Raw genomic sequence first — 14,881 nt, forward strand, 5'->3', positions numbered from 1 at the left:
GGCTCGGGCCCATGGCGATCGAATCCCCCTCCCCCGCGGCTGTCACCGCTCCCGTCCCCGCACCTCCCGCCCCGGACCGGCTCTCCGGCCGGGCCCGGCTGGTGCTCCTCGTCCTGTGCGCCGCGCAGTTCATGGTGTCGCTCGACTTCTCCGTACTGAACGTGGCGCTGCCCGTCCTCGGCGACGACCTCGGCCTGAGCCGGTCAGGCCTCCAGTGGGCGATCACCGCGTTCGCCCTGCCGTCCGGCGGCTTCCTGCTGCTCTTCGGCCGGATCGCGGACCTCTACGGCCGCCGCCGGCTGTTCCTCACCGGACTCGTGGTCTTCGGCGCGGCCTCGCTGCTCGCCACGCTCGCCTGGAACCCCGCCGTCTTCCTCACCGGGCGGGCGCTCCAGGGGCTCGGCGCCGCGGCCATCGTGCCGACCGGGATGTCCCTGCTCACCACCACGTTCCCGGAAGGGCCGCTTCGGGACCGGGCACTGGGCATCAGCGGCACCCTGCTCTCCCTCGGCTTCACCGTCGGCATGGTGGCCGGCGGCACCCTTACCGACACCCTCGGCTGGCGCTCCACGATGGGGCTGCTGACCCTGGCCGCGGTGGCCGTCCTCGCGGCGGCGCCCGCGCTGCTCACCGAGTCCCGTACGCCCGACCGGCCACGACTGGACGTGCCCGGCGCCGTGACCGTCACCGGTGGGCTGCTGGCTCTGATCTACGCCCTGTCCACCGCCGCCGAACACGGCTTCCGCCGGGTGGACGTACAGGCCTCGCTGGCCACCGGGGCCGTCCTGCTCGCCGCCTTCGTGGTCGTCGAGTCGCGTGCGTCCGCCCCGCTGGTCTCGCTGCCGATGCTCCGCCGGCGCACGGTCGCCTTCGGCAATCTGGGCGGCCTGCTCACCTTCTCGATGATGAGCACCATCGTCTTCGTCCTGACCCTGTACCTGCAGGAAGTCCTGGACCTGTCGGCCTTCGGGACCGGGCTGGTCTTCGGCGTACAGGGTGTCGCCTCGGTGGTGGCGGGTGTGTACGCGCCGAAGGTCATCGGCCGGTTCGGTGCCCGGCGCACCCTGGCCGTCTCCCTGCTGGGCCAGGGGCTGTTCATCGCGGCCCTGCTGGGACTCGGTACGGGTTCGGGCGTCTGGTTGGCCACGGTCGCGGTCTCGCTCGCCAGCATGTGCCACCTCGGCGCGATCATCGCGTACGGCCTGACCGTCACGTCGGGGGTGCCGAACGCGGAGCAGGGGCTGGCGACGGGTCTGGTCACCACGACCCAGCAGGTCGGGCTCACGATCGGGATCCCGCTGCTGGGCGTGCTGGCGACGACCCAGGACTCCCTGTTCGACGGCGTGCGGACCGTGGTCGCGGTGGCCGCGGGGCTGCTGGTCGTCGCCGCCGGCATGGTGGGCGCGGGGCTGCGGCGGGCCTGAAGGACACGCGGGGCCGCCGCGGGCCTACGAGGTACGGGGCCGCCGCGGGCCTACGGGGTACGGGTCTCCCGGGCGGCCGCTGCCTCGTAGGCGGCCGTCAGTTCCGCCAGTACGCCGTCCGTGCGGGCAGGCGCCCCGGTCAGGTGGGTCGCCCGGAGCTCGGCCATGAACCGCTCCCACATCGGAGGGCCTCCGGCGGCCAGCAGTTCGGCCCGCACCGTGAGCTCCGGCGCCGTGTCCAGCCAGCGGGCACCCCAGGCGCCGAGCTGGGCCATCACCGGGACGAGCTGCACGGCCGCCTCGGTGAGGTGGTACGCGACCTTCTGGCGGTGGCTCGGGTCGTCGTCACGGGTGAGCAGCCCCGCCTCGACGAGTTTCGCCAGCCGGTTGGCCAGGATGTTCGACGCGATGCCTTCCATGGAGGCGTTGAGCAGCTCCCGGAAGTGGGTGAGGCCGCCGAACATGATGTCGCGGAGCACGATGAGGCTCCAGCGGTCCCCGAGGAGCTCGACCGTCATGTTGATCGGGCAGCCGGACCGGCCCCGCGACACGGGCAGCTTCTCGACGGGAACTGGTTGCAACATGGGAGCAGTCTAGATAGCTTGACGACCGGTTGCAGATCGCAACCGGAAGGGGCTCCGATGAAACAGCTGGTCCGCGTCCAGAACTTCTGTGTCTCCCGCGACGGCTACGGCGCCGGGGAGGGCCAGACCCTCGACCGCCCGTTCGGCAGCGCCGATCCCGGCGCGCTCATCTCCTGGGCCGGCGCCACCGCCCACTGGCCCAACCGGACCGACCCCGGGGGCAGCCTCGGCCTGGACGACTACTTCACCCGCGACTTCTCCAACAACATCGGCGCCGAGATCATGGGCCGCAACAAGTTCGGCCCGCAGCGCGGCCCGTGGGAGAACCTCGACTGGGAGGGCTGGTGGGGCGAGGAGCCCCCCTTCCACACCCCGGTGTTCGTCCTCACCCACCACGAACGGCCCTCGCTCACCAAGGGCGAGACCACGTTCCACTTCCTCGACGCCTCCCCGAAGGAGGCACTCGACCGCGCCTTCGAGGCCGCCGAGGGCAAGGACGTACGCATCGGCGGCGGTGTCGCCACGGTCCGGGAGTTCCTCGCCGCCGACCTCATCGACTCGCTGCACGTCGCCGTCGCACCGCTCGACATCGGCGCCGGCGAACGGCTGTGGGAGAGCCCCGAGGAGCTGACCGACCGCTTCCACCTGGAGAAGGTCCCGAGCCCGAGCAGCGACGTGGTGCACCACCTGTTCTGGCGGAAGTGACCTACGCCCGGTCGAGCCGCAGCCGCTCCGCCCGCGGCAGCTTCGCCACCACGAGGTCGTAGCTGTCCTCGATCAGCTCACGCAGCTTCGCGTCCGGCAGACCGGCGACCGTCACGGTGTTCCAGTGCCGCTTGTTCATGTGCCACCCCGGCGCCACGGCCTCGTACTCCTCCCGGAGCCGCACCGCGTCGTCGGGGTCGCACTTGAGGTTCACCGTCAGCGGCTGCCCGTCCAGCGCGGTCAGCGCGAACATCTTGCCGAGCACCTTGAAGACGGACGTCTCCGGCCCGAACGGGAACTCCTCCACGCTCGCGTTGAACCCCAGACAGAACGCCCTGAGCCGCTCCGGTGTCATACCGTCGCCTCCTCCTCGGGAGCCACCGGCTCCACCAGCACCGTGACGATCTTGTTCCGCCGGCCCGCGGGGGACTCCGCGGTCAGCCGCAGCCGGCGCCCGTCCGGGAGCTCGACCTCGGACGAGGCGCCCGCGATCGGTACCCGCCCCAGGGCCTTCGCGAGCAGCCCGCCGACGGTCTCCACGTCCTCGTCGTCGAACTCGTCGAGGCCGAACAGCTCGCCGAGGTCGCCGATGTCCAGCCGGGCGGTCACCCGGAAGCAGCCGTCGACCAGTGGCTCGACCGGCGGGAGCTCCCGGTCGTACTCGTCGGTGATCTCGCCGACGATCTCCTCCAGGATGTCCTCGATGGTGACGATGCCCGCCGTGCCGCCGTACTCGTCGATGACGACGGCGACGTGGCTGCGGTCCTGCTGCATCTCCCTCAGCAGGTCACCGGCGTTCTTCGTGTCGGGCACGAACGCCGCCGGGCGCATCGCCGTGGAGACCAGATCGGCCTCCGAGTCCCGGTTGATGTGCGTCTTGCGGACCAGGTCCTTGAGGTAGACGATCCCGACGATGTCGTCCTCGTTCTCCCCGGTGACGGGGATCCGCGAGAAACCGGAACGCAGCGCCAGGGTCAGCGCCTGCCGGATCGTCTTGTAGCGCTCGATGCAGACCAGGTCGGTCCGCGGCACCATCACCTCGCGCACGAGCGTGTCGCCGAGCTCGAAGACGGAGTGCACCATGCGGCGCTCCTCGTCCTCGATCAACGACTCCTGTTCGGCGAGGTCGACCATCGCCCGCAGTTCGGCCTCGCTGGCGAACGGTCCCTTGCGGAACCCCTTGCCGGGTGTCAGCGCGTTGCCGATGAGGATCAGCAGCTGCGGGATCGGCCCCATGATCCTGGCCAGCGGCAGCAGCACGTACGCCGCCGCCGTGGCCGTGTTCAGCGGGTGCTGGCGGCCGATGGTGCGGGGCGAGACACCGATGGCGACGTAGGAGACGAGGACCATCACACCCATGGCGACGGCCAGTGCCTCCCAGGTCTCGGGGAACTCCTTGAGGCAGGCGTACGTGACGAGCACCCCGGCCGCCATCTCGCAGGCGACCCGCACCAGCAGGGCGACGTTGAGATAGCGCGTCGGATCGGCCGCGACCTGTTCCAGCTTGTCGCTGCCGCGCCGCCCCGAGCGGACCGCCTCGGCCGCCCGGAAGCTCGACGTACGCGCGATCCCGGCCTCGGCGCAGGCCGCCAGCCAGCCGACGACGACCAGCAGGACGACCCCGAAGACGAGAGGCAGGCTCACGAGACGGTGGGTGCGGGGGACGGACCGGTGAGCCCGTGCTCGCCGCGCCAGCCGTCCACGATCGCCGCCTGGAGACCGAACATCTCGGCCTTCTCGTCGGGCTCCTCGTGGTCGTAACCGAGCAGGTGCAGCACCCCGTGGACGGTGAGGAGCTGGAGCTCCTCGTCCATGGAGTGCTGCGTCTCGGCGTCCTCGCCCTGCTTCTTGGCGACCTCGGGGCAGAGCACGATGTCACCGAGGAGCCCCTGCGGGGGCTCCTCGTCGTCCTTGGCCGGCGGACGCAGTTCGTCCATCGGGAAGGACATGACGTCCGTCGGGCCCGGCAGGTCCATCCACTGGATGTGGAGCTGTTCCATGGCGGCGGTGTCCACCACGATCACCGAGAGTTCGGAGAGCGGGTGGATCCTCATCCGCGCGAGTGCGTAGCGGGCGATATCGAGGATCGCCTGCTCGTCGACCTCGGTTCCGGACTCGTTGTTGACGTCGATCGACATGGTGCGCTGCTACTGCTTCCCGTTGCGTCGGCCATGACCCTTGCCGGCCTGGCCGTCCTGGTCGCCCTGGCTGTCGTACTTCTCGTACGCGTCGACGATACGGCCGACCAGCTTGTGCCGGACGACATCCTGGGACGTGAGCCGGGAGAAGTGCACGTCGTCGATGCCGTCGAGGATGTCCTGCACCTGACGCAGACCGCTCTTGGTGCCGTTCGGGAGGTCGACCTGGGTGACGTCACCGGTCACGACGATCTTCGAGTCGAAGCCGAGCCGGGTCAGGAACATCTTCATCTGCTCGGCGCTGGTGTTCTGCGCCTCGTCCAGGATGATGAACGCGTCGTTCAGCGTCCGTCCACGCATGTACGCCAGCGGCGCCACCTCGATCGTGCCCGCCGCCATCAGCCGCGGGATCGAGTCCGGGTCGAGCATGTCGTGCAGGGCGTCGTAGAGCGGGCGCAGATACGGGTCGATCTTGTCGAAGAGCGTGCCGGGCAGGAAGCCGAGCCGCTCACCGGCCTCGACCGCGGGGCGGGTCAGGATGATCCGGCTGACCTGCTTGGACTGCAGGGCCTGGACCGCCTTGGCCATGGCGAGGTACGTCTTGCCGGTACCGGCGGGGCCGATGCCGAAGACGATCGTGTGCTTGTCGATCGCGTCGACGTACCGCTTCTGGTTGAGCGTCTTGGGGCGGATCGTGCGGCCGCGGCTGGAGAGGATGTTCTGCGTGAGCACCTCGGCCGGCGTCTCGGTGCCGTCCGCCTTGCCGTTCTCGGTGGCCTTGAGCATCGCGATCGACCGTTCCACGGCGTCCTCCGTCATCGGCTGACCGGTGCGGAGCACCAGCACCATCTCGTCGAACAGGCGCTGGATCAGGGCGATGTCCGCCGTGTCGCCCGTCGCGTTTATGTCATTGCCCCGGACGTGGATATCGGCCGCCGGGAACGCCGCTTCGATCACGCGCAGCAGCGAGTCGCCCGCTCCCAGCAGCATCACCATCGGGTGAGCGGCCGGAATGCTGATGTGGGCTCGCGCCTGCGGCTGTGTGGGTGTCTGAGTCATGGGCCGGCCCTCGGGCCTGCACATACCTCCCGTTGCAGGGTTCTCGCTGCTCGAAAACCTCAGGTGTACCCAGCCTACGACTCCGTACTGACAACACCAGGGGTTTTACCTGCCGGGAGCAGCCGCCCGGCTACGGACGGAAACCGATCGTCGGGACGGCCCGGCGCAGCGGCCAGGGGCGGGCGGAGGCGGGGAGCAGGTCCTGGAGGAAGGCGTACCGCTGGAGTGCGGCCGGGTCCTGACCGCTGAGGGTGCGGATCCGCTGCCACCAGGCGGCGATCTCCGCCCAGCCGGGGGCCGAGAGCGAGCCGCCGAACTCCTGGACGGAGAGGGCGGCGGTGAGGCCGGCGAAGGCGAGGCGGTCGGCGAGGGGCCAGTTGGCGAGGGTTCCGGTGACGAAGCCGGCGACGAAGACGTCGCCCGCACCGGTCGGGTCCAGCGCCTCGACGGCGATCGCGGGGACCTCGGCGGTGGTCCCGGTGGCCGCGTCGACCGCGTACGCACCCTCGGCGCCGAGGGTGACGACGGCGAGCGGGACCCGTTCGGCGAGCGCGTGTGCGGCGGCGCGGGGGCAGTCCGTGCGGGTGTAGCGCATGGCCTCCTCGGCGTTGGGGAGGAAGGCCTGGCAGTGCTCCAGGTCGGTCAGGCCGTCGAGGTCCCAGCGGCCGGTCTCGTCCCAGCCGACATCGGCGAAGACCAGGGCGCCCCGGTGGGCCGCCGTGGCGACCCAGGGTTCGCTGCGGCCGGGCGCGAGCGAGGCGATGGCGGCGCGGGACCGGGGCGGGCACCTGGGTGAGGCGGCGGGGGCCCCGGGGGGTGCGAACGCGGGCGGGGGCGGGGCCTCGTGGCCGTGCGAGACCATCGTCCGCTCGCCTTCGTACGCCATCGAGACGGTCACCGGGGAGTGCCAGCCGCGCACGGTGTGCGAGAGGGACAGGTCGATGCCCTCGCCCTGTTCGAGGGCGTCCCAGCAGTACTCGCCGTAGTGGTCGTCGCCGAACGCCGCGGCGAGTGAGGTGTGGAGGCCGAGGCGGGCGAGCGCGGTGGCCATGTTGGCGACCCCGCCGGGGCTGGATCCCATGCCGCGGGCCCAGGACTCGGTGCCGCGCACCGGGGCGCTGTCCAGGCCGGTGAAGATGATGTCGAGGAAGACCGTGCCGGTGAGGAAGACGTCGCAGTCGGGGTCCTGCGGGGCGCGCAGCCCGTCCAGCGGGTCGATGTCCGGCATGTCAGCGCTCACCTTGCACTCCCCGGTCGTGGCGGTTGCGGCCAGTGTGCCCGATTCCCGCCCGTGGGTGCGGGGCCCGCGCCGAAGCCTGCGTAGACGGACGCTGACCTGCATAAACATGCGCTGTTACCCGCATAGAAACACGGCAAACGCATAAGTGACTCAGATCACAGCGGGGCGACTTTCCGTCGGCCCGGAGCACTTGATACAAATTGGCCCGCGACCACCGTTGGCGACATGACCGACGAGTGTGCCGATTCCCCGCATTTCTCGCATTCCCGCATTGCCCCCTCTGCCTTTCTCTCCGCCTCCTCTGGCATGTCTTCAGGAACGCCCATGTCCTCGCGCCCTCGCGCCGCGTGGCCTCTGGTTGCCGTGTTCACCGCCGGTTACCTCGCCGCCTATCTGCTCCCCACCATCGTGGGACGGCTCTCCGTCTATCTGGGTCTCAGCACGGCCGAGGCCGGTCTGGTCGGCAGCGCCCTGCTGCTGAGTTCGGCCTCGGCCGGCTTCTGCCTGGCGGGCCGCGTGGAGACGTACGGGCCGCGCAGACCGGCACGGATCGGGCTGGTGCTGGCCGTGCTGGGGTACGGCTGCGCCGCGCTGGCGGGTTCCGTGCCGCTGGTGGTCCTGGGTGCCGTGGTCGGCGGCTTCGGTTCCGGTACGGCGACCGCGGTGGCCGCGGCGGGCATCGCCGCCCAGCGCGATCCGCACCGGACGTCGTCCCTGGGGCTGCTGAGCGTCTCGGCGACCGCGGGCGCCCTGTATCTGACGATCCCGCACCTGGGCGGCGGCCACCGGCTGCCGTTCGCGTCGATCGCCCTGGTCGCGCTGCTCGTCTGGCCGGCCACCTCCCGGCTCGGCAACCCCGTCCCGGCCGGTCCGGCCGTCCCCGCGTCGGGGCGGCTGCCGCACCGCCGTTCGGGCCTGGTGCTGGCGGGCGGCATGCTCGTCTGGTCGATGGCGCAGAACGCGCTGTGGGGCGTCAGCAGCCGCATCGGCGTGGACCAGGTCGGCCTCTCCGAGGTCACCATCGGGGCGGTGTTCGCCGCCGCGCTGGGCGCCGGGCTGCTCGGCGTCATGGGCGCCGGGGTGCTGGGGGCCCGGCTCGGGCGGGCGGTGCCGATCGGCCTGGGCACCGTGATCATCGCGGCGAGCATCGTGCTCAGTTCGTCGGCCGGGGACCTCGGTTCGTTCGCGACCGGCGAGATCCTGTGGAACACCGTGTATCCGGTGGTCCTGTCGTATCTGATCGGCCTGGCCGCGTCCCTGGACGTGCGCGGCCGCTGGGCGGTCCTGGCGGGCTCGGCCTCGTCGGTCGGCGTGGCCTGCGGTCCGGTGCTCGGCAGTGTGCTGTCCGAGGGGGCCGGCTTCCCGGTCATGGGGATGATCCTGGGCGCCGTGACCCTGCTCGTCGCGGTTCCGGTGACGGCGGTGGCCCTACACACCGGTGGCCGTCCGCTGGTGCCGGGCTCGGTGCGCCGCAGGGGCGGCGCTCCGGCGGCCCTGCTCGCGGTCACCACCGGTGCGGTGCCCGGGGCGGTGCCGAAGCTGGGCGCGCCCGAGCAGGCCGTCACGGAGATCAGCCTGCCCGCGCTGCGCCGCAGGCGCCTGGTCAGGAGCGCCTTCCGGACGGCCGGCCCGTCGGGCGGCGGTCAGTCGAACGCGTACGCCTCGACCTCCGACAGGTAGCGCGCCCTGCGCTCCTCGTCGTGGTCGAGGAAGGCCGCCTCGAAGGAGTTGCGCGCCAGGGTGCGCAGCTGCTCGCGCTCCAGGCCGAGCGCCTCGTGGACGGCGTGGAAGGTGTCCCCGACGTACCCGCCGAAGTAGGCGGGGTCGTCGGAGTTCACCGTGCAGAGCAGCCCGGCGTCCATCATGGCCCGCAGCGGGTGCTCCTCCAGGGTGTCGATGGCGCGCAGCCGTACGTTGGACAGCGGGCAGAGGGTGAGCGGCACCCGGTCGGCGACCAGCCGCTTCACCAGCTCCGGGTCCTCCATGCAGCGCAGCCCGTGGTCGATGCGCTCCACGCCGAGCACGTCGAGCGCCTCGGTGATGTACGCGGGCGGGCCCTCCTCGCCGGCGTGGGCGACCTTGCGCAGTCCGAGCGCCTCTGCGGCCGCGTACACCTCGCGGAACTTGGCGGGCGGGTGGCCGACCTCGGCGGAGTCCAGGCCGACGGCGCTGATCCGGTGCAGGTGCGGCTTGGCTGCCTCCAGGGTCTCCAGCGCCGATTCGGCGGACTGGTCGCGCAGGAAGCACATGATCAGCTGGGTGGAGATGCCGTGCTTCTCCTCGCTGCGTTCCAGCGCCCGGCCGAGTCCCTCGACGACGGTGCCGATGGCAACGCCCCGGGCCGTGTGCGCCTGCGGGTCGAAGAAGATCTCCGCGTGGCGCACGCCCTGGGCGGCGGCGCGCGCGAGGTAGGCGTCGGCGAGGTCGGTGAAGTCGTCCTCGGTCCGCAGCACCGCCATCAGCGCGTAGTACAGGTTCAGGAAGCTCTGCAGATCGTCGAAGAGGTAGGCGGTGCGCAGTTCCTCGGTGTCCGCGTAGGGCAGTCGCACGCCGTTGCGCGCGGCGAGTGCGAAGGCCAGCTCGGGTTCGAGGGTTCCTTCGATGTGGAGGTGGAGTTCGGCCTTGGGGAGGTGCACGGGTTTCTCACTTACGCAGGTGGTGCTGTTGTCGGGTGTTACGGGTGACGGCTCGGTACCGGGACCCTCATCAGGTCCTGGGCGACGGTCAGTTCGCCGTCGAATCCGGCCGCCCGGGCCTGGGCCCCGAAGGCCTCCGGGTCCGGGTAGCGCTGGGAGAAGTGCGTGAGCACGAGGTGCCGTACGCCTGCCTCCCGCGCGGCCCGGGCCGCCTGGCCGGCGGTCAGGTGGCCGTGGTCGGTGGCCAGTTTCTCGTCCTCGTCGAGGAAGGTCGACTCGATGACCAGCATGTCGCACCCCTCGGCGAGTGCGTACACGCCGTCGCACAGCCTGGTGTCCATGATGAACGCGAACCGCTGTCCGCGCCTGCGCTCGGAGACGTCGTCGAGGGTGACGCCGCCGAGGGTGCCCTCGCGCTGGAGCCGGCCGACGTCCGGTCCGGCGATGCCGTGCTCGGCGAGCCTCGCGGGCAGCATGCGCCGCCCGTCGGGCTCGACCAGCCGGTAGCCGTACGACTCGACGGGGTGCGAGAGCTTGTGGCTGCTGAGGGTGTACGTGTCCGTGGTGGCCAGCGGCCCGTCGGCGGCGACCGGGGCCTCGGTCAGCTCGACGGACTCGCGGTAGGCGGTGGCGTACCGGAGCCGTTCGAAGAAGTGCTGTCCGCTCGCCGGGTAGTGGGCGGTGACGGGGTGCGGGACCTGGTCGAGGTTGATCCGCTGGATCACCCCGGCCAGGCCGAGCGAGTGGTCGCCGTGGAAGTGCGTGACGCAGATCCGGTCGATGTCGTGCGCGGCCACGCCGGCCCGCAACATCTGGCGCTGGGTGCCCTCACCGGGGTCGAAGAGGATGCCCTCGCCGTCCCAGCGAAGCAGGTAGCCGTTGTGGTTGCGGTGCCGGGTCGGGACCTGGCTGGCGGTTCCGAGGACGACGAGTTCGCGTACGGACACGACCGGGCCCCTAGCCGGGGGGCCACTGGAGGCCGCGGCCGGCCAGGACGTGGGCGTGGGCGTGGAAGACCGTCTGCCCGGCTCCGGCGCCGGTGTTGAACACGACCCGGTACCCGGTCCCGTCCACCTTCTCGTCGGCGGCGACCTGTCCGGCCTCCCGCAGCACGTCGGCGAGGATCTGCGGCTCGGCGGTGGCGAGGGACGCGGCGTCGGGGTGGTGGACGCGGGGGATGACCAGGACGTGGGTGGGGGCCTGGGGGTTGATGTCGCGGAAGGCGACGGTGGTGTCGGTCTCCCGGACGATGGTGGCCGGGATCTCACCCGAGACGATCTTGCAGAACAGGCAGTCGGGCTGCGGTTCTCCTGCCATGGGGTGCGCTCCTCTGTCTCGGTGATCCGTTACGGGGCAGCCTAGCGGGCGGGCCGGGCCGCCGGTGCGGGGCGCATTCGGGGGCGGAGCCCCACTTCCAGCCCCGCCGACGCTTGAGGCGCGGGGTCCGGAACGGAACCCCACTCCCAGCCCCGCCGGCGCTTGAGGCGCAGGGCCCGGGGCGGAGCCCCACTCCCAGCCCCGCGACGCTTGAGGCGCGGGGTCCGGGGCGGAGCCCCACCCCAGCCCCGCCGACGCTTGAAGCGCAGGGCCCGGGGCGGAGCCCCACTTCCAGCCCCGCCGGCGCTTGAGGCGCGGGGTCCGGGGCGGAGCCCCACTCCCAGCCCCGCCGGCGCTTGAGGCGCAGGGCCCGGGGCGGAGCCCCGGTTGCGGGAAGGGGCGGGTAGGGGAACAGGCCCGCCGCAGGCGCCACCGCAGCACCCGCACCGGCACCGGCACCCGCACCCGCACCGACCCCACCCCCCGGCCTCACTCCGTCCCGGGCAGCTCCGGCGCCGTCTTCGCCGGTGTCCGCGTCAGCGACTCCAGCGCGATCCGGATCGCCTCGTCCAACTGCGGGTCCCGGCCCGCCGCATGATCCTGCGGCGCCATGACGACCTCGACGTCGGGGTCGACGCCGTGGTTCTCGACGCCCCACCCGTACCCCTCCAGCCAGAAGGCGTACTTGGGCTGGGTGACCAGCGTGCCGTCGACGAGCCGGTACCGGCTGTCGATGCCCACCACGCCGCCCCAGGTGCGTACGCCGACCACGGGGCCGATGTTCAGCGCCTTGATCGCCGCGCTCACGATGTCGCCGTCCGAGCCGGAGAACTCGTTCGCGACGGCCACGACCGGGCCGCGCGGGGCGTCGCCCGGGTAGCTGGAGGGCCGCATGCCGCGGGGCTGGTCCCAGCCGACGATGCGGCGGGCCAGTTTCTCCACCACCAGCTGCGAGGTGTGGCCGCCGCGGTTCTCCCGTACGTCCACGACCAGGCCCTCGCGGGCGACCTCGGTACGCAGGTCGCGGTGGATCTGCGCCCAGCCGGAGCCGACCATGTCGGGCACATGGAGATAGCCGAGGCGGCCGCCGGACTGCTCGTGCACATGGGCGCGCCGGCCGGCGACCCACGCGTGGTAGCGCAGCGCCTCCTCGTCGGCGATCGGCACGACGACGACGTGGCGCGGGTCACCGCCGTCGACCGGCGAGACGGTCAGCTCGACGGGTTTGCCGGCCGAGCCGGTGAGCAGCGGCGCGGGGCCGGTGAGCGGGTCGACGGGGTGTCCGTCGACGGCCACGATCGCGTCACCCGGCCGGACGGCGACACCGGGCGCGGCGAGCGGCGCCCGGGCGGCGGGGTCGGAGGTCTCGGACGGCAGGATGCGGTCGATGCGCCACCTCCCGTCGTCCGCGCGGGAGAGGTCGGCGCCGAGCAGGCCCTGCCGGGCGGAGTCGTCGCGCCAGCCGCCGGCGGGGGTCACGTAGGCGTGCGAGGTGCCCAGTTCGCCCTGGACCTCCCACAGGAGGTCGATGAGGTCGTCGTGGGTGGCGACGCGCTCCAGGACGGGCCGGTAGCGGTCCAGGACGCCGTCCCAGTCGATGCCGGCCATGTCGGGCCGCCAGAAGTTGTCCCGCATGATGCGGCCGGCCTCGTCGTACATCTGGCGCCATTCGGCGGCCGGGTCGAGGGTACGGCGGACGCGGGAGAGGTCGACGGTGACGTTGCCGTCGTCGCTGTCGTCGTCGCCGCCGGACACGCGGCTGTCGGACGGGACGACGCGCAGTTTGCCGTGGCTGTGCAGGACCAGGCGCTTGCCGTCGCCGCTGACCGCGAACCGGCTGACGTCGGAGGCGAGTTCCTCGCAGCGGAGTTTTTCCAGGTCGTACCGCTCCAGGGCGGTCTCGGGGCCGTGGGCGTCGGGGGTGGCGGCGCTCGTGCCGAGCACTCCGGTCACCGGGTGGCGCAGCCACAGCAGCCCGTCCTTCGCGGCCCGCAGCGAGGAGTAGCTGGCGGCCTCGACGGGCAGCGGCACGATCCGGTCGGCGAGGCCGTCCAGGTCGATGCGGGTGACGGGGAGCGCCGTGGGGTTGTCCTCGCCGTCGCCGCCCTTCTCCTTCTCGGTCGGGCGGCCGTGGAGCTGCGGTCCGAACGGGGAGGGGGTGGTCGCGGCGAGCGTCAGCAGGTGCGGCCGGCAGGCGCCGATGAACGCCATGTCGAAGACGTGGGTGTCGTAGATCGGGTCGAAGGCCCGCTCGGAGAGGAAGGCCAGGTGCTTTCCGTCGGTGGTGAAGGCGGGTGCGAAGTCCCGGAAGCGCAGCGGGGTGGCCTCGGACACCGAAAGGTCGGCGAGGTGTGCGAGCTTGAGCTGGCTGAGCGGTTCGGGGCCGGGGTGCGACCAGGCGAGCCAGGCGGAGTCGGGCGAGAAGACGAGGCCGGAGGCGTCGCCGTGCTCGCTGCGGTCGACCTCGTGGATCTCGCCGCTCTCCCGCTCGACGATCAGGACGCGCCCGTCGTGCGCGGCGACGGCGAACCGGCTGCCGTCGGGCGCGGGGACCAGGTCGAGGACCCGGCCGAGGCGGCCCACGGCGAGGCGGCGCGGTACGGCGCCGGGGCTGGTCCCGGTGGCGGGTGCGCACTCCAGTGCGTCCTCGCCCTCGGCGTCGGTGACCCAGACGACGTGCTGCTCGCCGTCGGCCTGGAAGGTGTGCGGCAGCCTGGCCCGTACGCCGGGTTCGACGGCCAGCGCGCGGGCGGGGCCCTCGCGGTGGGTAACCCAGTGGACGGCGCCCCGGGACCCGACGGCGCTGCCGCGGCCGGTGCGGTCGGGCGACGCGGTGTGCAGGTGGCTGCCGGCGTGCACGGGGTGCGGCTGGAGGTCGGCGCGCTGGCCGCCGAGCCGGATGTCGAGGCGGCGGGGTGCGTCGCTCTCCAGGCTGTCCAGGAGCAACAGTTCACCGGCGGACGCGTAGGCGACGCGGGTGCCGTCGGTGCTGGCGTGCCGGGCGTAGAAGCCTTCGACGCCGGTGTGCCGGCGCAGCTCGGTGCCGTCGGGGAGCGAGGAGTACAGCGCGCCGACGCCTTCGTGGTCGGAGAGGAAGGCGATGCGGTCACCGACCCACATCGGGCACTCGATGTTCCCGTCGAGCTCCTCGTGGACGCGTACGAACTCCGCCGGGTCGCCCTCGGCCGCGATCCAGAGCTTGCCGGCCGTGCCGCCCCGGTAGCGCTTCCAGGTGGCGGCCTCGCGCCCCATGGTGGCCGAGAGCAGCAGGACCCGGCCGCCGGGACCGTACGCGAGGGAGCCGACCGGTCCGTACGGCAGGGTCCGTGCGGGACCGCCGTCGACCGGGACGGCACGGGCCCATGAGCGCCGGAGCGAGACCTGGCCCTGGGTGCTGGTGACCAGCACCTCGCCGTCGGGAGTCCAGCCCCGTACGGCGGTCCGCGCGTCGCCCCAGTGGGTCAGCCGCCGGGAGGGGCCTCCGTCGGCGGGGGCGAGATGCACCTCGGGTGCCCCGTCCCGGGTGGACGTCCAGGCGACGAGGGTGCCGTCGGGAGATATCCGGGGCTGGGTGACGGGACGGTTGTCGGCGCTGACACGCCAGGCTCGACCGCCGTCGAGCGGCGCGAGCCAGACGTCGTCCTCGGCGGTGAAGGCGATCGAGTCGCCCTGGACATGGGGGTACCGGAGGTAGGAAGGCTGTGTCACATCGATCAGCCTAGGCCGCGGCTGTGGCCTGCGGAACGAAGTTGGCCGGAGTCCGCCGTACGGTACGTGA

General features: G+C 72.2%; 13 protein-coding genes. 3 read left to right on the top strand and 10 right to left on the bottom strand.

Annotated elements, in window-relative coordinates:
* The first annotated feature begins 11 nt into the window (after window positions 1–11).
* Window positions 12–1,424: an MFS transporter gene (locus tag OG446_RS11095; RefSeq protein WP_328893872.1), complete on the top strand. Its 1,413-nt coding sequence runs from the start codon at window positions 12–14 to the stop codon at window positions 1,422–1,424.
* A gap of 50 nt (window positions 1,425–1,474) precedes the next feature.
* On the opposite strand, the gene OG446_RS11100 is transcribed toward OG446_RS11095, so the two are convergent.
* Window positions 1,475–2,008: a winged helix-turn-helix transcriptional regulator gene (locus OG446_RS11100; protein ID WP_328893873.1), complete on the bottom strand. Its 534-nt coding sequence runs from the start codon at window positions 2,006–2,008 to the stop codon at window positions 1,475–1,477.
* Window positions 2,009–2,065: 57 nt separating this feature from the next.
* Here OG446_RS11100 and OG446_RS11105 point away from each other — a divergent pair, with 57 nt between their 5' ends.
* Window positions 2,066–2,713: a dihydrofolate reductase family protein gene (locus tag OG446_RS11105; protein WP_328893874.1), complete on the top strand. Its 648-nt coding sequence runs from the start codon at window positions 2,066–2,068 to the stop codon at window positions 2,711–2,713.
* Window position 2,714: 1 nt separating this feature from the next.
* Here OG446_RS11105 and OG446_RS11110 read toward each other — a convergent pair whose 3' ends face one another.
* From OG446_RS11110 to OG446_RS11130, 5 genes are all read right to left on the bottom strand, one after another.
* Window positions 2,715–3,068 carry an MmcQ/YjbR family DNA-binding protein gene (locus OG446_RS11110; RefSeq protein WP_328893875.1) on the bottom strand — a complete coding sequence of 118 codons (354 nt, stop codon included), beginning with the start codon at window positions 3,066–3,068 and terminating at the stop codon, window positions 2,715–2,717.
* A complete protein-coding gene (locus OG446_RS11115; protein WP_328893876.1) occupies window positions 3,065–4,357 on the bottom strand; it encodes a hemolysin family protein in 1,293 nt (430 codons plus the stop codon). The genes OG446_RS11110 and OG446_RS11115 overlap by 4 nt, the downstream gene beginning before the upstream one ends.
* Entirely contained in the window at window positions 4,354–4,851 is a 498-nt protein-coding gene (ybeY, locus tag OG446_RS11120) for an rRNA maturation RNase YbeY (RefSeq protein ID WP_148018624.1), read from the bottom strand. The genes OG446_RS11115 and ybeY overlap by 4 nt, the downstream gene beginning before the upstream one ends.
* A gap of 9 nt (window positions 4,852–4,860) precedes the next feature.
* A complete protein-coding gene (locus tag OG446_RS11125) occupies window positions 4,861–5,910 on the bottom strand; it encodes a PhoH family protein (RefSeq protein ID WP_328893877.1) in 1,050 nt (349 codons plus the stop codon).
* A 130-nt stretch (window positions 5,911–6,040) separates the two neighbouring features.
* The gene (locus tag OG446_RS11130) at window positions 6,041–7,150 is read right to left on the bottom strand and encodes a carbohydrate kinase family protein (protein WP_328893878.1); all 1,110 of its coding nucleotides are present in this window, start codon (window positions 7,148–7,150) and stop codon (window positions 6,041–6,043) included.
* A 324-nt stretch (window positions 7,151–7,474) separates the two neighbouring features.
* Here OG446_RS11130 and OG446_RS11135 point away from each other — a divergent pair, with 324 nt between their 5' ends.
* Window positions 7,475–8,830, top strand: coding sequence for an MFS transporter (locus tag OG446_RS11135; protein ID WP_328893879.1), 1,356 nt, complete (start codon window positions 7,475–7,477; stop codon window positions 8,828–8,830).
* On the opposite strand, the gene OG446_RS11140 is transcribed toward OG446_RS11135, so the two are convergent.
* From OG446_RS11140 to OG446_RS11155, 4 genes are all read right to left on the bottom strand, one after another.
* Window positions 8,794–9,786, bottom strand: a complete 993-nt coding sequence (locus OG446_RS11140) for an adenosine deaminase (protein ID WP_328893880.1) — start codon at window positions 9,784–9,786, stop codon at window positions 8,794–8,796. The two genes, OG446_RS11135 and OG446_RS11140, sit on opposite strands and share 37 nt — an antisense overlap.
* A 38-nt stretch (window positions 9,787–9,824) precedes the next feature.
* Entirely contained in the window at window positions 9,825–10,733 is a 909-nt protein-coding gene (locus OG446_RS11145) for a ribonuclease Z (protein ID WP_328893881.1), read from the bottom strand.
* A gap of 10 nt (window positions 10,734–10,743) precedes the next feature.
* Window positions 10,744–11,103, bottom strand: a complete 360-nt coding sequence (locus OG446_RS11150; RefSeq protein ID WP_328893882.1) for a histidine triad nucleotide-binding protein — start codon at window positions 11,101–11,103, stop codon at window positions 10,744–10,746.
* A 489-nt stretch (window positions 11,104–11,592) separates the two neighbouring features.
* Entirely contained in the window at window positions 11,593–14,811 is a 3,219-nt protein-coding gene (locus OG446_RS11155; protein ID WP_328893883.1) for a S41 family peptidase, read from the bottom strand.
* Window positions 14,812–14,881 lie beyond the last annotated feature (70 nt).

Source organism: Streptomyces sp. NBC_00236 (assembly GCF_036195045.1).
Taxonomy (GTDB): Bacteria; Actinomycetota; Actinomycetes; order Streptomycetales; family Streptomycetaceae; genus Streptomyces.

Coding starts and splice junctions, on each gene's coding strand:
- OG446_RS11105 (WP_328893874.1), top strand. CDS start 2,066: ATGAAACAGCTGGTCCGCGTCCAGAACTTCTGTGTCTCCCGCGACGGC.
- OG446_RS11100 (WP_328893873.1), bottom strand. CDS start 2,008: ATGTTGCAACCAGTTCCCGTCGAGAAGCTGCCCGTGTCGCGGGGCCGG.
- OG446_RS11135 (WP_328893879.1), top strand. CDS start 7,475: ATGTCCTCGCGCCCTCGCGCCGCGTGGCCTCTGGTTGCCGTGTTCACC.
- OG446_RS11150 (WP_328893882.1), bottom strand. CDS start 11,103: ATGGCAGGAGAACCGCAGCCCGACTGCCTGTTCTGCAAGATCGTCTCG.
- OG446_RS11095 (WP_328893872.1), top strand. CDS start 12: ATGGCGATCGAATCCCCCTCCCCCGCGGCTGTCACCGCTCCCGTCCCC.
- ybeY (WP_148018624.1), bottom strand. CDS start 4,851: ATGTCGATCGACGTCAACAACGAGTCCGGAACCGAGGTCGACGAGCAG.
- OG446_RS11110 (WP_328893875.1), bottom strand. CDS start 3,068: ATGACACCGGAGCGGCTCAGGGCGTTCTGTCTGGGGTTCAACGCGAGC.
- OG446_RS11125 (WP_328893877.1), bottom strand. CDS start 5,910: ATGACTCAGACACCCACACAGCCGCAGGCGCGAGCCCACATCAGCATT.